The sequence below is a fragment of the Modestobacter sp. URMC 112 genome, from assembly GCF_053502575.1.
This window is the reverse complement of the sequence record NZ_CP199957.1, coordinates 1410370-1432245: the sequence shown is the minus strand read 5'-3', so window position 1 is coordinate 1432245 and position 21876 is coordinate 1410370. Positions and strand designations below refer to the sequence as shown.

The window sequence follows — 21876 nt, the reverse complement described above, 5'->3', positions numbered from 1 at the left end:
GGGGACGGCCGCCGGCGTCGGGTCAGCGCCGGAGGAACGCCCGCCGGATGCGGGTCCACCGGTTCGGGGTGTGCTCGGCGTCCAGCAGCTCGGTGGCGGACAGGACCCGGTCGACCAGGTTCTGCTCCGGGGCCCGGAAGGGGCGCAGCGACCGTCCCTCGGTCCGGAGCAGGCTCTCCACCGCACGGACGAGGGAGCCGTCGTGCGCCGCCACCGCGGCGGCGACCGCGTCCGGCTCGACGCCCAGGTGCTCACCGAGCAGCCGGTGCCGGACGCCGAGGACGGCGGCGGCCAGCTCGTCCCGGCGCGGGTCGTCCGGCCGGGCCTCGACGGTGACGTCGCACTCGGTGTCCAGGCCCATCGACCGGTTGTTGAGGTTCGAGCTGCCGATCCGCAGCACCCGGTCGTCGACCACCATCACCTTGGCGTGCACGTACACCGGCTGCCCACCGGCGGTGACCGGGACGTACATCCGGAAGCGGTCGTGCACGTCGGCCCGCCCGACCATCTCGAGCAGCCGCGCCCGTGCGGTGCCCATCGCCTTCTCCTCCAGCCACCCGACGGCCGACAGCGGGGTCACCAGGACGAACTCCGGGCCGTCGGCCTCCCCCAGCCGCTCGGCGATGGCCTCGGCGATCCGGCGGTTGGCGAAGTACTGGGCCTCGATGTAGACCGTCTCCCGGGCGGCGGCGACGGCGGCCAGCCAGAGCAGCTCGATCTCGTGCACCAGCTCGACGTCGCCGTGCTCCGGGCGGGTCCGGGACACGGCGACGTCCACGTCGGTCAGCAGCGGCGGGACGCCGTCGGGCCAGCAGTGCTGCACCCCCTCGACCGGCTCGAGCCGTTCCCCGGTGCCGCTGTGCCACCGCTCCCGGGCGAGGTCGCCCAGGGCCCGGGCCGCGGGCCCGGAGACCATGCTGGTCACGTCGTGCCACGGGCCGGTCGACCGCCGCGAGGTCGGCCGGTGCCGGTGCCGGTGCCAGTCGAGGTGCTCGGAGGTGTCCCACCGGTCGGCGGTCACGTCGATGCCGCCGGCGAAGGCCAGGCAGTCGTCGACTACCACGATCTTCTGGTGGTGCGCGGCGCCGAGCGGGTGGTGGTGGTCGGCGACGAACCGGAGCCGGTCGGGTGAGCGCCGGTCCAGCAGCGCCACCGGCAGCAGCCCGCGCCACAGCGACTCGACCATGCCCAGGCCCCACTGCAGGACGCCGACCTCCAGGTCCGGGTTGGCCCGGACGGCGGTCTCCAGGACGCGCCCGAGCCGGTCGTCCTTCGCCCGGCCGGGGGTGCGGGGGTCCAGCCGGATGCGCGGCTCGAAGTCCCAGCCGATGAACAGCACCCGCCGCTGGGCGCGGAGCACCGCCTGCTTGAGGACGGCGAAGTAGTCGGCGGCGTCGACGAAGACGGTGAGCTCGGTGGCCCGCTCGATGCGCCAGCAGGTCTCACCGGGCACCAGCAGGACGCCGTCCCGGACGTCCGGGACCGGGCGCCCGGCGGTCGACGGGACGGCACTCTCGCTCACCGGCCCCAGTGTGCCGGGTCCGATGATCATGGGACGTCGGACGGCCGCGGGATCCCCCGTACGGGCCAGGTCGGGGCGGTCGGCATCCTGGGGGCCGTGACGACCCGCCTGCGCCCCGGCGGCGCACCCCGCCCGGGGGCCGGCCGGCCCGTCGTCCGGTGAGCGGTGTCCTGTCCGGCTTCGTCGTCATCGGGACCGTCATCGCCGTCGGCTACCTGCTCGCCCGGAGCGGGACGCTGGGCCCGCACGCCCCCGAGGTGCTGTCCCGCGCGGCGTTCTCGGTGGCCACCCCGGCGCTGCTGTTCACCACGCTCGCCGCGGCCGACCTGTCCGCCGTCTTCTCCACCACGCTGGTCGTCACCTCCGGCGCGGCCCTGCTGTCGGCCGGGCTGTTCGTCCTCGTCGGCGCCGTGCGCCGCTGGGGCGTGGGGACGACGACCATCGGCGCGCTCGGCGCCAGCCAGGTGAACGCGGCGAACCTGGGCATCCCGATCGCGGTCTACGTGCTCGGCGACGCCAGCGCCGTCGCGCCCGTGCTGCTCTTCCAGCTGGTCCTGCTGATCCCCGTGGGGCTGACCGTGCTCGACGTCGCGACGGCGGACGGCGAGGGGTCGGTGTGGTCGCGGGTGTGGGCGCCGTTCCGGAACCCCGTGCTCATCGGCTCGGTGGCGGGGCTGGCCGTCTCGGCGACGGGCTGGACGCTGCCCTCGCTGTTGATGGAGCCGATCGGGCTGATCGGCGGGCTGGCCGTGCCCGCGGTGCTGCTGGCGTACGGCATGTCGCTGCGGGGCAGCCCGCTGCCCGGCCGGGGTCCCGACCGCGGTCCGGTGCTGCTGGCGGTGGGGCTCAAGCTGCTCGTGGCGCCCGGGGCGGCGTGGCTGCTCGGCACGGCACTGGGCCTGGACCGCCCCGAGCTGCTCGTCGTGGTCGTGCTGTCCGCGCTGCCGGCCGCGCAGAACCTGCTGGTCTTCGCCGTCACCTACCGGACCGGCGTGGACCTCGCGCGGGAGGCGATCACGTTGAGCACGGTGCTGTCCGTGCCGGTCCTGTTCGCGGTGGCGGCGCTGCTCGGCTGACGCGCTCAGGGCCGGCGCCAGTCGTCGCCGCTCATGTGGGAGCCGGCCATCGGGCCCATCTGCAGCATGCCGCCGTCCACGGCCCAGGACGCCCCGGTGACGTAGCCGGCCGCCGGGGAGGCGAGGAAGGCGATGACGGCGGCCACCTCCCGCGCGTCGCCGGGGCGGCCGAGCGGGACGCCGGGGCGCTCGTGCCCGGGCGCCCGCGGGTCCTCGTCCTCCTGGCCGGTCATCGGGGTGGCGATCTCGCCGGGGGCGACCGCGTTGACCGTGATGCCGTGCTCGGCGAGCTCGAGGGCGGCCACCCGGGTGAGCAGGCCGAGGCCGCCCTTGGCGGCGCAGTAGGCGCCGGCGCCCACCCGCGGCTGGTGCTCGTGCACGCTGGTCACGTTGACGATCCGGCCGCCGCGGCCGGCGGCGACCATCCGCCGCCCGGCGCGCTGCAGGCAGAGGAAGGCGCCGTCCAGGTCGGTGGCGATGACCTCGCGCCAGGTGTCGTAGTCGGTGTCCAGCAGACTCGACGAGTGCCCGGTCCCGGCGTCGTTGACCAGGACGTCGATGCCGCCCAGTGCGTCGGCGAGCTCGTCGACCACGTCGGCGGCGCCGGGCAGCGCGGTCAGGTCCAGGTGCCGCACCTCGGCCCGCCGCCCGGCCCGGCGGACCAGCTCCGCCGTCGCCTCCCCGTCGGACTCGTCGCGGTACCAGGTGATGCCGACGTCGTGGCCCTGCTCGGCCAGGGCGACCGCGGTGGCCCGCCCGATGCCCGACTCCGACCCGGTGATGACGGCGACCCGGCGGTCCCCTGCGCTCCCGTTCATGCCCCCGCGCTACCCGGTCGCGACGTGCCGATGCGCTCCCGGACGGAACTGTCGTCGGGCGGTCCTAGCGTGGGCTGACCGACCCCGACGACGGAGGCAGCGCGATGACCAGCACGGAGACGACCGCCGACCGCACCCCGCCGACCGGTGAGCGGGCCGACCTGGTGGAGGCGCTGCGGGCGCACCGCGGGTTCCTGCTGCACACGGTCCAGGGGCTCACCGACGAGCAGGCCCGGCTGCGCCCCACGGTCAGCGAGCTGTCCCTGGGCGGGCTGGTCAAGCACGTGGCCGCCACCGAGCGGGTCTGGGTGGACTTCGTGCTCGAGGGGCCCTCGGCGTTCCCCGCGAACGACGAGGCGGCGTGGGCCGCACGGGCGGCGGAGTTCACCCTGCTCGAACACGAGACCCTGGCCGAGGTGGTCGCCGGCTACGCGGAGGTGGCGCGCCGCACCGACGAGCTGGTGCTCGGCCTGCCCGACCTGGACGTGTCCCACCCGCTGCCGGAGGCGCCGTGGTTCCCGCCGGGCGCCCGGCGGTCGGCCCGCCGTGTCTTCGTGCACCTGGTCGGCGAGACCGCCCAGCACGCCGGGCACGCGGACCTGCTGCGCGAGGCCATCGACGGCCAGAAGACGATGGGCTGACCGTTCGCGCACGGCACAACGCCCGGGCCCCCGTCGAGCTCCGGGAGGCGTTCACTTGGTCCTTGTAATCATGTGATCAGGAGGACGCCGTGGACCTCGGACCCCCAGCCGCCGGCGAGCTGGACGCCTACTCCCGCATCGTCACCCGGGTGGCCGCCGAGCTGACCCCGCACGTGGCCGCCCTGCAGGTGACCGGACCGGGCGGACGTGGCGGTGCCGGCTCCGGGGTGGTGTTCACCGAGGACGGGCTGGTGCTGACCAACGCGCACGTGGTGGCCGGGGCCGCCGGCGGCCGGGCGGTGTTCAGCGACGGGTCGGAGACGGCGGTGGACGTCGTGGGCGCGGACCCGCTGTCGGACCTGGCGGTGGTCCGGGCGCGGACGGCGACCCCTCCCCCGGCCGTGCTCGGGGACGCCGCGGACCTGCAGGTCGGCCAGCTCGTCGTCGCGGTCGGCAACCCGCTCGGGCTGGCCGGGTCGGTGACCGCCGGGGTGGTGAGCGCGCTGGGCCGGTCGCTGCCCACCCGGGACGGCCGGACGGCACGCGTGGTGGAGGACGTCATCCAGACCGACGCGGCGCTCAACCCGGGCAACTCCGGCGGCGCCCTCGCCGACGCGTCCAGCCGGGTGGTCGGGATCAACACCGCGGTCGCCGGATGGGGTCTGGGACTGGCGGTGCCGGTCAATGACACGACCCGGACGATCATCGCCACGCTGGTGCGCGACGGCCGGGTGCGGCGGGCGTACCTGGGGCTGGTCAGCAGCCCGGTGCCGCTGCCGGCTGCGCTGGCCGAGCGGACCGGACAGCGGCGGGGGCTGCGGATCGTCGACGTCATCGCCGGGTCACCGGCCGACCGGGCCGGGCTCAAGGCCGGGGACCTGGTGCTGGAGGCCGGCCGCCGGCCGGTGGCCGCGGCGCAGAGCCTGCAGCGGCTGCTGTTCGGCGAGGCGATCGGGCAGCCGCTGCCGGTGACCGTCGTCCGCCGCGGCGCGATGGTGGACGTGGTCACCGTGCCGACCGAGCTCACCGGCTGACCACGACGGGCGGCCCTTCGCGGGCAGGCAGCCGCCGGCCCGCCACGGGGGCGACGTCCGGCAGCCCGCCGACCGGGGATCCGGCCGAGGAAGGTCACCGGCAGACCTCTTCCGTCGCCGCCGTGGCGGTGCGGGGCGGTACCCGCACCGCCCGGCCCGCGGACCGGCCGCCGGCCCCGGAGGCCACCGCGGCCGGCGTGGTCGCGTGGTCAGCGCCGCCGACGGCGGCCCACCAGCGCGACGATGAGGAGGAGGGTTGCTGCGGCCGCGAAGGGAGCGGCGCCGCTGCTGCGGAGGGCGCCGGCCGGGTGCACGCGTGCGTGACGTGAGCCGAGCAACGCCGAGCCGGCGGGCCACTCCACGTCGGCGCCCAGGCTCAGCACCCGGCCGGCCGGTCCGTCGAACCGCGCGGTGAGCCCGTGCCCGGCCAGGGCGTCGGCCACCCGGGCCAGCTCCTCGCGGCCGGGCGGCCCCTGAGTGGTGGCGCCACCCGCCACCCGCACGGCGCTGAACAGCCGCCGCACGTCCGGGGAGGTCACCGCGATCTCGTCCCCGGAGGCCCGCACCTGCACGGGGACGCCGTCGACCTCGAGCCGCAGGTCGGCGGTGACGTCGAGGCGCGGTCGACCCTCCGGGGTCATCCCCGGCTGGCGTTCTCGGCGGTGGTGATGCGGAGCGTGCCGTTGAGCTTCCAGGTCGCGCGTGGAGCCTGCGGACCGGTCTCGCGGGGCACCTCGACGGTCATGTCGACGAACTCGTAGTTGATCGCCGCGCCCTTGCCGGTGAGGTAGGACCACATCTCCTTGCCGAGGTCGGCGAAGCTGGTCGTCTCGTGCGACTTGATGTCGCGGCTGCCGGTGGCGGCGTCGCGGCTCGTCGTCTGGGGGGTGGTCATGGCTGCTCCTTGGCTCGAAGAACGTCTCCAGGGCCCTTCTACCCTTGCTCCCGTCGGCGGAACGCGACACGCGGACGCGGTCGCTGCGCCACCCGGTCCGCCGGCCCGACGGCCGCTCGTCAGTCGCCGTCCGCGTCCCCGCCGCCGCTGAGGTAGGGGTCCGGCCCGGGGGACCAGGCACGCGGCCCGGCCTCCGGGACCGGGTGCACCTCCACCTGCTCGCTGCGGTCGGTGCGGGCGCCGGCGACCAGGTCGTCGACCGGGATGGCGTACGGGCTGTCGGTCATGCGGCAGGGTCCCGCGGCGACCCTTCGGTGTCGAGGCCGTCACGTGCGTCCTCGGCGGCGCGGTCCGACGGCCGGACGATCGAGCCGGGTCAGGGCACGGCCACCGACTCGCCGGTGGACGCGTCGGCCGGGGCGGACGGCCGCGACCGCCGCGGCAGTTCCGGCGGTGCGGCGTGTGCCCGCCAGACGGTCCGCTCATCCGCGGTCCCGTACAGCTCCCCTTCGTACGCCTTGACCGCCGCGACCATCACGATGCTGACCACGACGAGCAGCGACCACGAGCCGAGCTTGGCTGCGTGGACGAGCGTCCACACGGACTCCTGCGACGGGTACTGCCACGCCCGCAGCAGGGTGGCGGCGTTCTCCGCCAGCCAGAGGAAGGAGCCGATGAGCACGAAGGACAGCGCGAGCGGCATCGCGTGGCGGCGCCGGCCGACGGTGAAGTGCACCCAGGTGCGCCGAGTCACCCAGAGCAGCGCCACTGCCAGCACCAGGCGGACGTCCGCCGTCACGTGCGAGGTGAAGAAGTTCAGGTAGACGAGCGCCGCCACGCACGCCGTGGCGCGGGCTCGGTAGCCGGTGATCCGCAGGTCCATCCGGCGCCAGGCCTGGCAGACGTAGCTGCCGACGGCGGCGTACATGAAGCCGCTGTACAGCGGCACGCCGCCGATCGAGGCGACGCCGGTGTCGGGATAGGACCACGACCCCTGCCGGACCTTGAAGAGCTCGAGCGCCAGACCCACGAGGTGGAAGCCGAAGATCACCGCGACCTCGCGACCGGTCTCCCACCGGACGAGCCACAGCACCAGCGTGACCGCGAGACACCAGAGCAGCAGTGCGTCGGCCGGGTCGATGGGGAGTGGGACGAACCGGACCAGGGCCAGTCCGAGGAAGAACAGGACGGCGAACAGGCAGCACTGCGCCTCGACCCAGCCGAACCGCAGCAGCTGTCGCATCCGCAGCAGGCTAGGTCAACGGCGACCCGGTCCGGGTCCCCGTGGTGCGGCGCGCGTGTCGGATCCGGCTCCGGTGCGCGGAACGTCTGCGCTCGTCAGCTGTCGATGTCGAGCGCCACCTCGTCGCCGCGCGCAGCTGCGCGTGCTGCCAGGGGCGGGGACGGTCGTCGGGGCTCTCGAACGCCGGCATCGTCCCCACCGTCCACGATGCCGAGCCGGACGACCACGCCAGCGGCGTCCATGGGGCTGCCCGGGCTCGGCTGCTGCTCCGTCACGCGTACGCGCGACGGAGCAGCAGCCGGACACCTCGACGGCGTCACCGACGACGATGGTCAGCCCGAGGGCCCGCTCGTAGCAGACGAGCCTCGCGTCGTCAGGCCCCAGTCCGCACAGGTCCGGTGCTCCGACGTCGTCCATGGGGGCATGGTCCTGCACTGACCAGCTCCGCGGGAGGGTCTCGCGCCGCCGCTCAGGGACCGAGCACCAGCAGCGGTGCCCGTGGTCGACGGGACGACCCGACCCGCCGCCACGAGGTCCTGCAACGGCGCAAGGGGTGGGCGACCACCTGGTCGCCCACCCCTTGCTACCTGCCGAGCGTCACCGGTGTCGACATGCTGGAGTCCTCACCGATGCTGAGCTCCGAGGTCAGCTGCAGCCGCTGGTGGAGCCGCAGCCCTCGCAGACGTAGCAGCTGCCGGCCGGGCGCATCTTCGTGCCGCAGGTCATGCACAGCGGCGCGTCGGTGGCCGTCCCGGTGACCAGCTCGAGCAGCTCGGCCGAGGAGTGGGCCTCCTTGACCGACGTCGGTCCGGCGGGGGTCACCTTCTCCTCCACCTTGGCGGTCTCGATCGGCGCGGAGCCGCGCAGCTGCTCCAGGTCGACCTCCTCCTCCACCGTGGTGGTCGAGGCGGAGCTGCCGTAGGTGCCCGCGACCTGGGCGGCCCGCTCCTCGGCGGTGAAGATGCCGAGGTTGGCCCGCTTGTCGACCGGCAGGTGGTCCAGCGCCAGCCGCCGGAAGATGTAGTCCATCACCGACTGGGCGATCCGGATGTCCGGGTCGTCGGTCATGCCGGCCGGCTCGAACCGCATGTTGGTGAACTTCTGGATGTAGGTCTCCAGCGGCACACCGTGCTGCAGGGCGAGGGAGATGCCGATCGAGAAGGCGTCCATCACCCCGGCCAGGGTCGAGCCCTGCTTGCCCAGCTTGAGGAAGACCTCACCCAGGCTGCCGTCCTCGTACATCCCGGCGGTCATGTAGCCCTCGGCGCCGGCGACGCTGAAGGACGTGGTGACGCTGGTCCGCTTCTTGGGCAGCCGCTTGCGCACCGGGTGCGACAGCGCCGACGGCGCGGCGGCCTCGGCGACCGGGGCCTCGGCCTTGGTGCCGTCGTTCTTGCCCTTGCCGCCGGACAGCGGCTGGCCGACCTTGCAGTTGTCGCGGTAGATGGCCAGCGCCTTGAGGCCCATCTTCCAGCCCTGGAAGTAGATGTTCTCCACGTCCTCGACGGTCGCCGTCTCCGGCATGTTGACCGTCTTGCTGATGGCGCCGGAGATGAACGGCTGCACCGCGGCCATCATCCGGACGTGGCCCATCGGGGAGATGGCCCGCTCCCCCATCGCGCAGTCGAAGACCTCGTAGTGCTCCGGGCGCAGGGTGGGCGCGTCCACGACGTGCCCGTGCTCGGCGATGTACTCGACGATGGCCTCGACCTGCTCGTCCTGATAGCCCAGGCTGCGCAGCGCCCGCGGGACCGTCTGGTTGACGATCTGCATGGACCCGCCGCCGACCAGCTTCTTGAACTTGACCAGCGAGAAGTCCGGCTCGATGCCGGTCGTGTCGCAGTCCATCATGAAGCCGATGGTCCCGGTGGGGGCCAGCACGGAGGCCTGGGCGTTGCGCCAGCCGTTCTCCGCCCCGACGGCCAGGCACTCCTGCCACTGCGCGGTGGCGAGCTTGAGGACGTCGGCGTCGTCGGCGCCGACCGGGCGGATCGCGTCGTTGGCGGCGGCGTGCTTGCGCATCACCCGGGCGTGGGCGTCGGCGTTGCGGGCAAAGCCGTCGTAGGCACCGACGACGCCGGCGAGCTCGGCGGAGCGCCGGTAGGCGGTGCCGGTCATCAGCGAGGTGATCGCCGCGGCCAGGGTCTGCCCGCCCCGGGAGTCGTAGGCGTGGCCGGTGGCCATGAGCAGCGCGCCCAGGTTGGCGTAGCCGATGCCGAGCTGCCGGTAGGCCCGGGTGGTCTCGCCGATCGGGTCGGTCGGGAAGTCGGCGAAGCAGATGGAGATGTCCATCGCGGTGATGACCAGCTCGACGGCCTTGACGAAGGTCTTGGCGTCGAACGTGCCGTCGTCCTTCAGGAACTTCATCAGGTTCAGCGACGCCAGGTTGCACGAGCTGTTGTCCAGGCTCATGTACTCCGAGCAGGGGTTCGAGGCGTTGATCCGCCCCGTCTCGGGGTTGGTGTGCCAGTCGTTGATGATGTCGTCGTACTGGATGCCCGGGTCGGCGCACTCCCACGCCGCCTGGGTGACCTTGCGGAACAGGCTCCGGGCGTCCACGGTGTCGATGACCGAGCCGTCCGAGCGGGCCCGGAGCCCGAACTCGCGGCCCTCCTCGACCGCCCGCATGAACTCCTCGTTGACGCGCACGGAGTTGTTGGCGTTCTGGTACTGGACGCTGGTGATGTCCTTGCCGCCGAGGTCCATGTCGTACCCGGCGTCCCGCAGCGCGCGGATCTTGTCCTCCTCGCGCGCCTTGGTCTCGACGAACTCCTCGATGTCGGGGTGGTCGATGTCCAGGACGACCATCTTCGCCGCGCGCCGGGTGGCGCCACCGGACTTGATGGTGCCGGCGGAGGCGTCGGCGCCGCGCATGAAGGACACCGGGCCCGAGGCCGTCCCGCCCGAGGACAGCAGCTCCTTCGAGGAACGGATGCGCGAGAGGTTCAGCCCGGCGCCCGAGCCGCCCTTGAAGATCAGGCCCTCTTCCCGGTACCAGTTCAGGATCGAGTCCATCGTGTCGTCGACGGCGAGGATGAAGCAGGCGCTGACCTGCTGCGGCGACGCGGTGCCGACGTTGAACCAGACGGGCGAGTTGAAGCTGAACACCTGGTGCAACAGCATCCAGGTGAGCTCGTGCTCGAAGACCTCGGCGTCGCCCTCGCTCGCGAAGTAGTCGTGCTCGCGGCCGGCCGCGCCGTAGGTGAGGACCACCCGGTCGATCAGCTGGCGCAGGCTCGTCTCGCGCTGCGGGGTGCCGACGGCCCCCCGGAAGTACTTGGTGGTGACGATGTTGGTGGCGTTGACGCTCCACTCGGCCGGGAACTCGACGCCCCGCTGCTCGAAGTTGACCGACCCGTCGCGCCAGTTGGTCATCACGACGTCGCGGCGCTCCCAGGTCACCTCGTCGTAGGGGTGCACCCCGGGCGTCGTGTACACGCGCTTGACCTTGAGCGCCTTCGCGCGGTTGGGCGCCTTGCCCCCACTGCGGCGGGCGCGGGTGGCGGCGAGGCGATCGGTGGTCTCGGTCATGACGTGGAGCTCTCCCTGGTCGTGTTCGCTCGGCTGGTGCGGACGGCGGCTGGGGAAGAGCCGCGCGAGGTGCTGCGCTGGTGCCTTGGTACCGGTCGGTGCTGACAGTTCCGTCGGGTCACCCCGCACCCGCGGTGGACGGGTTCCGCCCGGCGCCCCGCCGGCGCACCGGCGGGTCCGGCGGCAGGCCGGGGAGGGGTGGCGTGCCGCCCGGCAGGTGCCGGGCGCGGAGCTCCGCGATCTCCTTCTCGAAGTCCTCGACCGAGTCGAAGGCGCGGTACACGCTGGCGAAGCGGAGGTAGGCCACCTCGTCCAGCTCACGCAGCGGGCGGAGGATCGCCAGGCCCACCTCGTGGCTCGGGACCTCGGCCGAGCCGGTGGCCCGGACGGCGTCCTCGACGCGCTGGGCGAGCAGGGCCAGCTGGTCCTCCCCGACCGGCCGGCCCTGGCAGGCCCGGCGGACACCCGCGACGACCTTGGCGCGGTCGAACGGCTCGCTCACCCCGCTGCGCTTGACGACCGCGAGGACTGCCTCCTCGACGGTGGTGAACCGCCGACCGCAGCCGGGGCAGGCGCGCCGGCGCCGCGTGGTCGAGCCCTCGTCGGTCTCCCGGGAGTCGACGACCCGGCTGTCCGGGTTGTGACAGAAGGGGCAACGCATGCGCCGTGCACCTCCTCTCCGACGTGTCGCGACCGGTGGGACGACGGCTTCCTGCACCGCCGCCCCCGCCGGGTCCCCGCAGCCGCCCTGTGGACCCACCCGGGGACATCCGGTGGACGTCCAGGGGAGAACGTGGGGATCGGCTGTGGATGCCCTACATCCGTGTAACTACTAGATGTTGTGGTTGGACCGTACGTCCACCCCTATAGGTGTGCAAGCGCTGCAGGGCGTGTCGTCTTCCCGGCCGACCCGGCCGACCGATCCACCCCTCCCGTCACAGGCCTGGGACGAGCCGGGACAGCGGCGCCACGGCGCTCCGTGGCAGGTGGGGGCGGCCATGGAGCCCCACCGACCCGCCGGCGGCCGGGCCGACCGGGGGGACGAGTCGACGGGACCCGGGTCGACACGGGACGGCGCTGCAGTACGACTCGTCGGCGGAGGTCGGTCGACCCGCCGACGAGGCCCGCCGGCGGACCCGGCAGTACCGGACGACCCGGCGCTGCGGGGAGGGGCAGGCGAACCCGCGGCCCGGCGGAGCCGCAGGACTCAGGGCAGCTGCAGCAGCTGGCCCGGCACGATCCCCACGCCGTCCAGGTCGTTCACCTCGACGATGGCGTCCACGACGGCCCGGCGGTCCTCCTCCGGCGCCACGTCCCCGGCGATCGACCACAGGGTGTCCCCGGACCGCACCACGACGCTGCTGTCCCCCACGGGCTGGAGCCCTCCCGGACTCCCGCCGACCACGGCGGTGGCCGCGAGCGCGACGGCGATCCCGGCGGCCACGGACAGCGCGGCCACCACCCGGCGGCCTCGTCGGGTCAGTCGCAGCGGGGCCAGGCCGCGGGCCGGCCCGGGGGCGCCGACCCGGCGCGCGGGCGCGACCCCGACCCGACCGGCCCGGGCAGCGGTCACTCCGCCCGGCAGCGGCGCCGGCCCCGCGGGGCGGAGCCCGGCAGCCCGCCCGGGCGCCGAACCCGGCGCACGGACCCCCGCCGCCCGCCTGGCCTCCGCTGACGGGACCGCCCGGCTGCGCGCCGCCGAGATCGGCACCACGGCCGCCCGCGGCGCCGCCCCGGCAACCCGTCGGCGCCCCCCGGACCCGCGCCGGACGACCGGTCGGTCACTGAGCTGCACACTCGCCATCGGACCCGCTCCTCGCATCCCGGCACCGCTGACGTGGTCGAACGCGTGTTCGACCGGGGTGCCGACCGATGTCTACCGCAGGACGCCGACGGATCCACCGCGACACGGGTCTGCTTCGAACAAGTGTTTGAAACGGGCCGTCGGAGGCGCTACTGTCCGTGTCGATCAAGGGTGCGCGGACGACGTGCCCGGACAACCGGGCGAGGGGGACACATGGCGGTCGACAACGGGACACCCGGCGGCTCGGCGGGCACGTCCCGGCGCAAGCGGGCGGGCCAGCAGACCGCGGGGGACGACGGGGGCACCGTGCGCGAGTTCCCGGACCGGGGTGAGTCCGGCGACGGGCTGACGCAGCGCCAGCGCCGGGTGCTCGAGGTCATCCGCGACTCCATCGAGCGGCGCGGCTACCCGCCCTCGGTACGGGAGATCGGCGAGGCCGTCGGGCTGTCGTCCGCCTCCTCGGTCGCCCACCAGCTCTCGGTCCTGCAGCGCAAGGGCTGGCTGCGCCGCGACCCCAACCGACCGCGGGCGCTCGACGTCCGGCTCCCGGGCGAGGTCCCGGGCGACGCACCGGCCGTCGGCACCGCTGCGGCAGCGGCCGGCACGGACGAGGCCCCGGCGCCGGTCCCGACCTACGTGCCGATGGTGGGCCGGATCGCCGCCGGTGGGCCGGTGCTCGCCGAGCAGGCGGTCGAGGACGTCTTCCCGCTCCCCCGCGAGCTGGTCGGCGACGGCACGCTCTTCATGCTGAAGGTGACCGGTGACTCCATGGTGGAGGCCGCCATCTGCGACGGCGACTGGGTGGTGGTGCGCCAGCAGCCGACCGCGGAGAACGGCGAGATCGTCGCGGCCATGATCGACGGCGAGGCGACCGTGAAGACCTACAAGCGCCGCGACGGCCACGTCTGGCTGCTGCCGCACAACCCCGCGTACGAGCCCATCCCGGGCGACGACGCCACCGTGCTCGGTCGGGTCGTCACCGTGCTGCGCCGCCTCTGACCCGCGTCCGGTCCGGCCTGCCCACCCCTCGGTGCGGGCCGGACCGGACGGCGGGTGCCGACCGGCACCGCAGTTGAGGACGGGGCACGGACGAGGCGGTGGGGCGGCACAGGTCCCGGCGGGTGGGTCAGCCGAACCGGCGCAGCCGGCCCCAGATCCACACCACGACGGTCGCGACCAGTGCGGCGATGACGCCGGCCACCACGGCCGACACCTCGGTGGGCGCCGGGGTAACCGCCACCGCCCCGGCCGCCGGGTCGCTCGCGCCGGCCGGGGCGACCGGGACCGCCGCCGCGTCGAAGGGCACCGCGGTCACCGCCGACGGCAGTCCCTCGCCGGCGACCAGCAGGCCGCGGCTGTCGGCGTCGAAGCTGATCGCCTCCCCTTGGGGAGCCTCGGGCAGCGCGACCCGGACCGGAGCCCCTTGGAGGGCCCCGACGACGTCGGAGTCGGCCAGCGGCCAGACGTAGGCGTCGGTGTAGGTGCGCAGCGCCAGCCGCTGCCCGTCCGCCGAGACCGCTCCCCCGGTGACCATCAGCTGGCCGGCCCGGCCGACCGGTCCGCCCGGTGTGCCGGTGAGGGTGAAGCCGAGGTCGGCGACCTTGGCCATCGGCAGCGTCGCCCCGTCGGCGAGCGGTGTCTCCGGCCGGTAGACACCGCTGGCGCCCAGCACCTCCTTGGTCACCAGGTACGGCGTCCCGTCCGGCGCCAGCAGCAGCGCCTCGGCGTCGTGCGGCCCGTCGGGGTAGGTCAGCCGGGTGATGGTGCTGGCGCCGTCGGGCCGGAGCCCGATCAGGGCCACCGTCTGCCGACTGGCCTGGTTGTCCCCGATGTCGGCCAGCCAGAGGGTGCCGTCCGCGGCCAGGGCGAGGTCCTCGGGGTCGTACGGGTCGATCGGCGCCGAGCGCACCTCACCGACCGCGCAGGAGGCGTCGAGGGCGAACACCTCGGCCTGCGCGCCGCCGTCGTTCATCGCCAGCAGCGTCGCCCCGGCGGTGGTCAGCCCGGAGATCTCCGGCAGCCGGGGGTCGCCGATCTCGCACCGGGTCACCGGAGCCCCGAAGGCCCCCGTGGCGCCGGCGGTCGTCTCCGCGCCGGCGGGGAGGGCCGGGAGCACCGCCCAGGTGAGCGCGAGCGGGACGGCGGCCAGCACCGGACCGGTGCGCCGTCGGCGACCGGCCTGGTCACGCCGGTGAACGGCCTGCTCGGGCACCGGCCCAGCGTGACAGCACCTGCTGGTCGAGCAGGTGCACCACGCCCAACAGCAGGATGCCGACGGCGGCGCCGACGACCGCGTCGGTGACCCAGTGGAAGTCCAGGGCCACCATGGCCACTCCTGTGGCCACCGGCCCCAGCAGGCTCACCGCCCAGGCGGCCCGCTGCAGCCGCTCGGACAACCCGTACTCCACCACCTGCCAGCGCGCGACACCCCACATCAGCACGGCGTTGGCCACGTGCCCGGAGGGGTAGCTGGCGCCGTCGCGGTGGAAGAAGGAGCCGGGGTAGGCCGGCGCGGTGCGTCCGGTGCCGTACTTGAAGGCGTAGACGACGGTCGTCAGGAGCACCAGCGCGGCCACCACCCGGACCAGCGGGACCAGGGTGCGCCGCCGCCAGGCCAGCCAGCCGACCAGGGCGGCCAGCACGATGAGGATGAAGCCGCGTCCGCCCGCCTGGGTGAAGGCCCAGACCGGCCAGTAGGCGTCGGAGTCGCGCAGGTCCCAGGCGCTCACCACCTCGGAGACCTGCAGGTCCATCCGCTCGAGCCAGCCGCGGCTGAGCAGGTCGATCGTCACGCCGGTGGCCAGCACGGCGGCCGCGACCACCAGCCACCACGGTGGGCGGCCGGTGCCGATGACCGGGTCCGCGCGCCGGGCCGACGGGCGGCCGACGGGCTCCGCCGTCCACTGCACCGCGCCGCTGGTCACCGGCCCACGGTACCGGGACCGTGACCTGCCCGTGATCCTCCACGGCGCGCGTCGGCCGCCCGGTCCCCGGCCCCGGGGGACACCGCGGCCCGGGTCGCCGGCGGCGACCCGGGCCAGGTGCGGGTCAGGAGACCGGTGCGGCGAACTCCGTCAGTGCGGCCGCGAGGGCGGCGTCCACCCGGGCGGTCAACCGGGTCCCGGAGGCCGCGTGCTCCTCGGTGAGGACCTCGCCGTCCCGGTGGACCCGGGCGACCAGGTCACCCCGGTCGTAGGGCACCAGCACGTCGACGTCGACCGACGGGTGCGGCAGCCGGGCGGCGATGACGTCGCGCAGCGCCTCGATCCCGGCCCCCGTCCGGGCGGACACCCACGCCGCACCGGGCAGGGCCTGGCGCAGCGCGAGGACGTCGTCCTCGCTCATCGCGTCGACCTTGTTGACCACGATCAGCTCGGGCACCGCGGCGGCGTCGATCTCCCGGAGCACCACCCGGACGGCGTCGATCTGGCCCAGCGGGTCGGAGTCCGAGCCGTCGACGACGTGGACCAGCAGGTCCGCTGCCGCGACCTCCTCCAGCGTGGACCGGAAGGCGTCGACCAGCTGGTGCGGCAGGTGGCGCACGAAGCCGACCGTGTCGGTCATGGTGAACTCGCGGCCCTCGGGGGTCTGCGCCCGGCGGACCGTCGGGTCCAGGGTGGCGAACAGCGCGTCCTGCACGAGCACCCCGGCGTCGGTGAGCCGGTTGAGCAGGCTGGACTTGCCGGCGTTCGTGTACCCGGCGATGGCGACGCTCGGGACGGCGTTGCGGTCACGCGAGCTGCGCTGCGTGGCCCGGGCCGTCGCCATCCCGGCGATCTCCCGGCGCAGCTTGCTGACCCGCGACCGGATGCGCCGACGGTCGGTCTCGATCTTCGTCTCACCGGGACCGCGGGTACCGATCCCGCCACCGCCGGCGACCCGGCCACCGGCCTGCCGGCTCATCGACTCACCCCAGCCGCGCAGCCGCGGCAGCATGTACTGCATCTGGGCCAGCTCGACCTGCGCCTTGCCCTCCCGGCTGGTGGCGTGCTGGGCGAAGATGTCCAGGATCAGCGCGGTCCGGTCGACCACCTTGACCTTGAGGATCTTCTCCAGCTGGTTGAGCTGGCCGGGGGTCAGCTCACCGTCGCAGACCACCGTGTCGGCACCGGACGCGGCCACGATGTCGCGGATCTCGTTGGCCTTGCCCGAGCCGACGTAGGTCGCGGCGTCGGGCTTGTCGCGCCGCTGCACCAGGGCCTCGAGCACCTGCGAGCCGGCGGTCTCGGCCAGCGCGGCGAGCTCGGCCAGGGACCGCTGCGCGTCGCTCGCCGTCCCTTCGGTCCACACGCCGACCAGCACCACGCGCTCCAGGCGCAGCTGCCGGTACTCGACCTCGGTGACGTCGGTGAGCTCGGTGCCCAGCCCCGCGATCCGGCGCAGGGCGCCGCGCTCCTCCAGGGCGTAGGAACCGGTCGTGTCGTCGGGGAGGGGCTCCTCGGCGGAGGGCACCGAGCGCGCGGCCTTGTCGGCGCGCGCCTCGGCTGCGTCCAGGATGGCTCGGTTCTGGGCTGTCGTCATCGTCTCCAGCGTCGCACGCCCCTGCGACAGGGGCACCTGAGTTGTCGTCATCGCCGGGTACAACACCTCAGACCTCCGGGTGCATCCCGATGTACACCGACCACTTCGCGCCGTCCGGGTCCGGCGGCCGGCGGGCGTACTCGTCGAGCAGCCCGTGCACCCGCTCCCGGAACTCCGCCAGCGCCTCGGGCCCGAGCCGCAGACCGAGCCGCGAGCTCTCCAGCCGGGCCTCCCCGACGGCCGCGACCTCCTCCAGGAAGGCCGCGAGCACCACGTCCCCGGCAGCGCCGGCGGCACCGGCGTCGTCCATCAGCCAGCTCTTGCGGGTGGCCCGGTAGGGCACCTCGCGGGCGTTGCGAGCCCCGCGCCGCTCCGCCTCCGGCGCCAGGAAGCCGGTGTCGACGAGCGTCCGCACGTGGTGCAGCACGGTGGCCGGGTTGCGGTCCAGCCGGGCGGCGAGCTCCTTGTTGGTCAGCGGTTCGTGCAGGCACAGCCGCAGGATCCGCAGCCGGACCGCCGAGGCGAGTGCCCGCGCCTCGGCGTCCGTGGCCGGGCGCCGCTCCCCGGTCACCAGCGGCGCCGGCCGGTCGCCCTGGGTTGGCTGGTCGGTCACCTGCGGCAGCCTAGGACAACACGCCGACAAGTGATTGACACTCACCAATCACTGGCTCAGGCTCCCGGCATGACCTCGCTGTCACCTCCCGCGCCACCGGCGACCCGCAGCCTCTGGCGGCACCGCGACTTCGTGCACCTGTGGGCCGCCGAGACGGTCAGCCAGGTCGGCACCCAGGTCACCATGCTCGCGCTGCCCGTGTTGGCGGTCGCCCTGCTCTCGGCGACGCCGCTGCAGATGGGGGTCCTGACCGCGCTGGAGACCGCCGCGTTCCTCGTCATCGGGCTGCCCGCGGGCGCCTGGGTCGACCGCTGGCGCCGCAAGCGGGTGCTGGTCGTCGCGGACCTGGTGCGGGCGATCACGCTGGCCACCCTGCCGGTGGCGTGGCTGCTCGACGTCCTCACCCTGGGCCAGGTCTTCGTCGTCGCCGCGGTCACCGGCACCGCCACGGTGTTCTTCGACGTGGCCTACCAGAGCTACCTGCCCGCGCTGGTCGAGGCCGACCGGATCGTCGACGGCAACGGCAAGCTGGAGGCCAGCCGGGCGATCGCGCAGGTCGCCGGCCCGGGGGCGACCGGCGCCCTGCTGCGCGTGCTGGGCGCCCCGCTGCTGATCGCCGTGGACGCCGTCTCGTTCCTGCTGTCCGCGCTGCTGCTGGGCGGCATCCGCACGCCCGACCGGGCCCCCGACCGGGCCGCCCGGCGGCCGCTGCGCACCGAGATCGCCGAGGGGCTGGCCTTCGTCGTCCGGCACCCGCTGCTGCGCCGGATCGTGGCCTGCACCGGCACGGCCAACCTCTTCGGCACGATCACCACGACGCTGCTGGTGCTCTTCGCGCTGCGCCGGCTGGGCCTGTCGGAGAGCGTGCTGGGCTTCGTCTTCTCCGCCGGCGCGGTGGGTGGCCTGCTCGGCGCCTTCACCGCCGCGCCGTTCGCCCGGTGGGTGGGCGAGGGCCGGGCGATCCCGCTCTCGGCGCTGCTGCTGCTCCCCTTCGCCGCGCTCACCCCGCTCGCAGCCCTGGGCTCGCCGGTGCTCCTCCTGGTCGTCAGCCAGTTCGGGATCAGCTGGGCGATCGTGGCCTACAACGTCACGCAGGTCAGCTTCCGGCAGCGGCTGTGCCCGCCGGAGCTGCTCGGCCGGATGAACGCCTCCGTCCGGTTCCTGGTCTTCGGCACCATGCCGCTCGGCGGCCTGCTCGGCGGCGTGCTGGGCACCTGGCTGGGCGTCGTCCCGGCGCTGTGGGTGGCGGCCGCGGGCCAGGGGGTGGCGGCGCTGTGGGTGACGGCCAGCCCGCTCATCCGGATGCGGGACCTCCCGGTCGGGCAGCGCCCGGCGGCCGGGGGCGCCGACGGCTGACCGCGTCCGGTTGCCCTCCCGGGCGGCGGGTAGGGGCTCCGGGCAGGTGACCGCTGTCGAGGAGAGGACGCCGACATGAGCAGCACGCCCGACGAGGAGTTCGACGACCCGGGCCGCGACCCCAAGGGCCTGGCCGTGCCGCGCAACCCGCTCGCAGGTGCCGACCAGGACTCCGGACAGGGCGAGCCGGAGGGCAGTCCCAGCATCGAGGGTCAGTCGATGGTGCCGGAGGCCCCCGGGGAGGACGACCGGCACGCCTGACGGTTCAGCCGGCGAGCCACTCCCCGGTCAGCGTCCCGACGCCGACCACGACGGCCGGGCCGCCCAGCACGGTGGTCCGGCCGTCGAACCCGACGCTCAGCCGGCCGCCGGGGACGTCGACCGTGACGGTCCCGGTGGTGGCCCCCGCCGCGGTCAGCGCGGCGTACGCCGCGGCGCAGGCGCCGGTGCCGCAGGACCGGGTCTCCCCCACCCCGCGCTCGTACACCCGCATCCGCACGTGCGGCCCGTCCGGCCCGTCCGGCAGCACGTTCACCACCTCGACGTTCACGCCCTCGGGGAACATCCCCGGGTCCACGTCCGGCAGCCGGGTCAGGTCGACGTCGGCGACCGGGACGTCGGTCAGGCAGACCAGGTGCGGGTTGCCCATGGACACCCCGAGGCCACCGAACCGGCGCCCGCCGACCCCCGCCCCGCCGGGCCCCAGCTCGCGGGCCGGGCCCATGTCCACCCAGTAGCCGCCCTCGGGGCGGACGCCGACCCGCCGCGGCCCGCCCCGGGTGCCGACCAGGACCCCGTCGTGGGCGTCGGCCGCGTCGAGCAGCCCCTCGGCGAACAGCACGTGCAGGAACAGCCGGATGCCGTTGCCGCACATCTCCGCGTGCGAGCCGTCGGCGTTGCGGTGGTCCATGAACCACTCGCACCGCGGCAGCGCCTCGCCCAGCACGGCCGGGGCGTCGGGCACGTGCCCGCTGCGCACCACCCGCAGCACGCCGTCCCCGCCCAGCCCCGCCCGCCGGTCGCACAGCCGCCGGACCAGCGCCGCGTCCAGCCGGGTCTCCGGCCACACCGTGCCGTCCGGGTCGGGGAGGACGACGAAGTCGTTCTCGGTGCCGTGGCCCAGCAGCACCCGCGGGCCGGAACTGTCGATCACCGGTCGATCGTACGGTCGCCGACGAGGGCGCCGACCGCGTCGACCAGGTCGGGCCGGGCGGCGTCGAACCAGGTGGTGGCGGGGTCCCGGCGGAACCAGGACCGCTGGCGCCGGACGAAGCGCCGGGTGGCGGTGACCGTCCGCTCGCGCGCCTCCGCGGCGGTGAGCGCGCCGTCGAACTGCTGCAGCACCTGGGCGTAGCCCAGCGCGCGGGACGCGGTCGGTCCCTCGCGGAGCCCGTCGGCGTCCAGGGCGGCGACCTCCTCGACGAACCCGGCCGCCCACATCCGGTCCACCCGCTCGCCCACCCGGGCGTCGAGCTCCTCGGCCGACCGGTCCAGGCCGACGACGACCGCCGGGTAGTGCGGCCGGGGTTCGGGCATCCGGGCGGTGAAGGGACGGCCGGTCAGCTCGACGACCTCGAGCGCGCGGACCAGCCGCCGCCCGTTGCTGGGCAGGATCGCCTGGGCGGCGGCCGGGTCGACCAGGGCCAGCCGGGCGTGCAGGGCCTCCGGCCCGACGGCGTCGAGCTCGTCGGTCAGCCGGGCGCGCACCGCGGCGTCGGTCCCGGGGAACTCCAGCTCGTCCAGGACGGCGCGGACGTAGAGACCGGAACCGCCGACGAGCAGCGGCAGCACACCGGCGGTGCGCAGCCGGTCGACCTCGGCGCGGGCGCGCTGCCGGTACTCCGCCACCGACGCCGGTTCGCGCACGTGCCAGAGGTCCAGCAGGTGGTGCGGCACCCCCTCCCGCTCGGCGACGGTGGGCTTCGCCGTCCCGATGTCCATGCCGCGGTAGAGCTGCATCGAGTCGGCGTTGACCACCTCCCCGCCGAGCCGGTGCGCCAGCGCGACGGCCAGCGCCGTCTTGCCGGTCGCGGTCGGCCCGACGACGGCGACCACCGGCGGCAGACCGGCCGCCCCCGCCGTCCCCGGGCCGGTCACGGGACGTGCCAGTCGGCGACGAGGTACCCGACCCCGAACGGGGCGTCCTCGTAGCGCAGCCGGCCGACCACCGGCCGGCCGGCCAGCGCCGTGCCGACGGCCCGCCACACCGGCACGCCGGCGGCGAGCAGCCGCTCGCCCTCGTCGGGGTCCAGGGCGGCCAGCGCGCCGGGGTCGCCGGCGGCCAGGGCGGCCGCGACCGCGGCGTCGAAGCCCGCGGCCGCCGGGTCCAGGTGGCCGGGTGCCTTCTCGGTGCGCCGGGCCGAGCCGTCCCCCATGGCCAGCACCCCGACCGCGGCGGGGAGCGCGGCCAGGGCCGCGCCCAGGTCGCCGGGTCCGACCCCCAGCCGCATGCCGGTGTGGCCGGCCTGGTCCAGCAGCCAGGCGCCGACGGTGTGCGCCAGCGGCAGCCGGCGTCCGCCCGGGCGCAGCCGGCCGGAGAAGGGGACCTCGAGGTCGACGCCGTACCCGCGCATGTCCCCACCGTCCCCGGCGCCGAACCGGACGGCGCCGGCCCGCCCGTCGTCGGGCACGCCGGCCCCGACCACCACCACCACGTCCGGTGAGTGCTCCAGGACGGACTGGACCGCGGCCAGCACCGCGGCCCGCAGCACCGAGGTGGCGTAGGTGGCCGCCCCGCCGACGGCGGGCACCAGCAACGGTGGACACGGACAGAAGGCCACGGTCACCGGGGCGGGAGGACTCACGCCAGGCAGTGTCGCGGA

22 protein-coding genes are annotated in these 21876 nt (G+C 74.9%); 6 read left to right on the top strand and 16 right to left on the bottom strand.

The window, feature by feature from the left end; translation table 11 throughout:
- Nucleotides 1-22: 22 nt before the first annotated feature.
- The gene (locus tag ACWIX6_RS06830; RefSeq protein ID WP_448616085.1) at nucleotides 23-1522 is read right to left on the bottom strand and encodes a phospholipase D-like domain-containing protein; all 1500 of its coding nucleotides are present in this window, start codon (nucleotides 1520-1522) and stop codon (nucleotides 23-25) included.
- Nucleotides 1523-1680: 158 nt separating this feature from the next.
- Between ACWIX6_RS06830 and ACWIX6_RS06825 the strand changes: the two genes are divergently transcribed.
- Nucleotides 1681-2598, top strand: coding sequence for an AEC family transporter (locus ACWIX6_RS06825; RefSeq protein WP_448616084.1), 918 nt, complete (start codon nucleotides 1681-1683; stop codon nucleotides 2596-2598).
- A gap of 5 nt (nucleotides 2599-2603) precedes the next feature.
- On the opposite strand, the gene ACWIX6_RS06820 is transcribed toward ACWIX6_RS06825, so the two are convergent.
- The gene (locus ACWIX6_RS06820; protein ID WP_448616083.1) at nucleotides 2604-3416 is read right to left on the bottom strand and encodes an SDR family oxidoreductase; all 813 of its coding nucleotides are present in this window, start codon (nucleotides 3414-3416) and stop codon (nucleotides 2604-2606) included.
- 104 nt (nucleotides 3417-3520) lie between these two features.
- Between ACWIX6_RS06820 and ACWIX6_RS06815 the strand changes: the two genes are divergently transcribed.
- Both ACWIX6_RS06815 and ACWIX6_RS06810 read left to right on the top strand, forming a co-directional pair.
- Nucleotides 3521-4057, top strand: coding sequence for a DinB family protein (locus ACWIX6_RS06815; protein ID WP_448616082.1), 537 nt, complete (start codon nucleotides 3521-3523; stop codon nucleotides 4055-4057).
- 89 nt (nucleotides 4058-4146) lie between these two features.
- On the top strand, nucleotides 4147-5091 hold the full coding sequence (locus ACWIX6_RS06810) for a S1C family serine protease (RefSeq protein ID WP_448616081.1): 945 nt from the start codon (nucleotides 4147-4149) through the stop codon (nucleotides 5089-5091).
- A gap of 209 nt (nucleotides 5092-5300) precedes the next feature.
- Here the strand turns inward: ACWIX6_RS06810 and ACWIX6_RS06805 are convergent, their stop codons facing one another.
- The 7 genes from ACWIX6_RS06805 to ACWIX6_RS06775 all read right to left on the bottom strand — a co-directional run bounded on the left by ACWIX6_RS06805 (nucleotide 5301) and on the right by ACWIX6_RS06775 (nucleotide 12333).
- The gene (locus tag ACWIX6_RS06805) at nucleotides 5301-5732 is read right to left on the bottom strand and encodes a hypothetical protein (protein ID WP_448616080.1); all 432 of its coding nucleotides are present in this window, start codon (nucleotides 5730-5732) and stop codon (nucleotides 5301-5303) included.
- The gene (locus tag ACWIX6_RS06800; protein ID WP_448616079.1) at nucleotides 5729-5986 is read right to left on the bottom strand and encodes a hypothetical protein; all 258 of its coding nucleotides are present in this window, start codon (nucleotides 5984-5986) and stop codon (nucleotides 5729-5731) included. The genes ACWIX6_RS06805 and ACWIX6_RS06800 overlap by 4 nt, the downstream gene beginning before the upstream one ends.
- A 119-nt stretch (nucleotides 5987-6105) precedes the next feature.
- Nucleotides 6106-6273 (bottom strand): hypothetical protein, encoded by a 168-nt coding sequence (locus tag ACWIX6_RS06795; RefSeq protein WP_448616078.1) that lies wholly within the window; start codon nucleotides 6271-6273, stop codon nucleotides 6106-6108.
- 89 nt (nucleotides 6274-6362) lie between these two features.
- Nucleotides 6363-7229 carry a DUF817 domain-containing protein gene (locus ACWIX6_RS06790; RefSeq protein ID WP_448616077.1) on the bottom strand — a complete coding sequence of 289 codons (867 nt, stop codon included), beginning with the start codon at nucleotides 7227-7229 and terminating at the stop codon, nucleotides 6363-6365.
- Between the two features lie 645 nt (nucleotides 7230-7874).
- Nucleotides 7875-10760 (bottom strand): vitamin B12-dependent ribonucleotide reductase, encoded by a 2886-nt coding sequence (locus ACWIX6_RS06785; RefSeq protein WP_448616076.1) that lies wholly within the window; start codon nucleotides 10758-10760, stop codon nucleotides 7875-7877.
- 118 nt (nucleotides 10761-10878) lie between these two features.
- On the bottom strand, nucleotides 10879-11421 hold the full coding sequence (nrdR, locus tag ACWIX6_RS06780) for a transcriptional regulator NrdR (protein WP_448616075.1): 543 nt from the start codon (nucleotides 11419-11421) through the stop codon (nucleotides 10879-10881).
- A gap of 546 nt (nucleotides 11422-11967) precedes the next feature.
- Nucleotides 11968-12333, bottom strand: coding sequence for a LysM peptidoglycan-binding domain-containing protein (locus ACWIX6_RS06775; RefSeq protein ID WP_448616074.1), 366 nt, complete (start codon nucleotides 12331-12333; stop codon nucleotides 11968-11970).
- A 444-nt stretch (nucleotides 12334-12777) separates the two neighbouring features.
- Between ACWIX6_RS06775 and lexA the strand changes: the two genes are divergently transcribed.
- Nucleotides 12778-13563: a transcriptional repressor LexA gene (lexA, locus tag ACWIX6_RS06770; RefSeq protein WP_448616073.1), complete on the top strand. Its 786-nt coding sequence runs from the start codon at nucleotides 12778-12780 to the stop codon at nucleotides 13561-13563.
- 127 nt (nucleotides 13564-13690) lie between these two features.
- On the opposite strand, the gene ACWIX6_RS06765 is transcribed toward lexA, so the two are convergent.
- The 4 genes from ACWIX6_RS06765 to ACWIX6_RS06750 all read right to left on the bottom strand — a co-directional run bounded on the left by ACWIX6_RS06765 (nucleotide 13691) and on the right by ACWIX6_RS06750 (nucleotide 17698).
- Nucleotides 13691-14776 (bottom strand): hypothetical protein, encoded by a 1086-nt coding sequence (locus ACWIX6_RS06765; RefSeq protein WP_448616072.1) that lies wholly within the window; start codon nucleotides 14774-14776, stop codon nucleotides 13691-13693.
- The gene (locus ACWIX6_RS06760) at nucleotides 14748-15488 is read right to left on the bottom strand and encodes a phosphatase PAP2 family protein (protein WP_448616071.1); all 741 of its coding nucleotides are present in this window, start codon (nucleotides 15486-15488) and stop codon (nucleotides 14748-14750) included. Before ACWIX6_RS06760 ends, ACWIX6_RS06765 begins: the two co-directional genes overlap by 29 nt.
- A gap of 124 nt (nucleotides 15489-15612) precedes the next feature.
- Nucleotides 15613-17085: a GTPase HflX gene (gene hflX / locus ACWIX6_RS06755; protein ID WP_448616070.1), complete on the bottom strand. Its 1473-nt coding sequence runs from the start codon at nucleotides 17083-17085 to the stop codon at nucleotides 15613-15615.
- Between the two features lie 67 nt (nucleotides 17086-17152).
- Nucleotides 17153-17698, bottom strand: coding sequence for an ArsR/SmtB family transcription factor (locus ACWIX6_RS06750; RefSeq protein WP_448616069.1), 546 nt, complete (start codon nucleotides 17696-17698; stop codon nucleotides 17153-17155).
- A 69-nt stretch (nucleotides 17699-17767) separates the two neighbouring features.
- Here ACWIX6_RS06750 and ACWIX6_RS06745 point away from each other — a divergent pair, with 69 nt between their 5' ends.
- Nucleotides 17768-19054, top strand: a complete 1287-nt coding sequence (locus tag ACWIX6_RS06745) for an MFS transporter (RefSeq protein ID WP_448616068.1) — start codon at nucleotides 17768-17770, stop codon at nucleotides 19052-19054.
- 75 nt (nucleotides 19055-19129) lie between these two features.
- The gene (locus ACWIX6_RS06740; protein WP_448616067.1) at nucleotides 19130-19315 is read left to right on the top strand and encodes a hypothetical protein; all 186 of its coding nucleotides are present in this window, start codon (nucleotides 19130-19132) and stop codon (nucleotides 19313-19315) included.
- A 4-nt stretch (nucleotides 19316-19319) separates the two neighbouring features.
- Here the strand turns inward: ACWIX6_RS06740 and dapF are convergent, their stop codons facing one another.
- The 3 genes from dapF to ACWIX6_RS06725 are packed head-to-tail and all read right to left on the bottom strand — an operon-like array spanning nucleotide 19320 to nucleotide 21858.
- Nucleotides 19320-20207, bottom strand: a complete 888-nt coding sequence (gene dapF / locus ACWIX6_RS06735) for a diaminopimelate epimerase (RefSeq protein ID WP_448616066.1) — start codon at nucleotides 20205-20207, stop codon at nucleotides 19320-19322.
- The gene (miaA, locus tag ACWIX6_RS06730) at nucleotides 20204-21151 is read right to left on the bottom strand and encodes a tRNA (adenosine(37)-N6)-dimethylallyltransferase MiaA (protein ID WP_448616065.1); all 948 of its coding nucleotides are present in this window, start codon (nucleotides 21149-21151) and stop codon (nucleotides 20204-20206) included. The genes dapF and miaA overlap by 4 nt, the downstream gene beginning before the upstream one ends.
- Nucleotides 21148-21858 carry a hypothetical protein gene (locus ACWIX6_RS06725; RefSeq protein ID WP_448616064.1) on the bottom strand — a complete coding sequence of 237 codons (711 nt, stop codon included), beginning with the start codon at nucleotides 21856-21858 and terminating at the stop codon, nucleotides 21148-21150. Before ACWIX6_RS06725 ends, miaA begins: the two co-directional genes overlap by 4 nt.
- Nucleotides 21859-21876 lie beyond the last annotated feature (18 nt).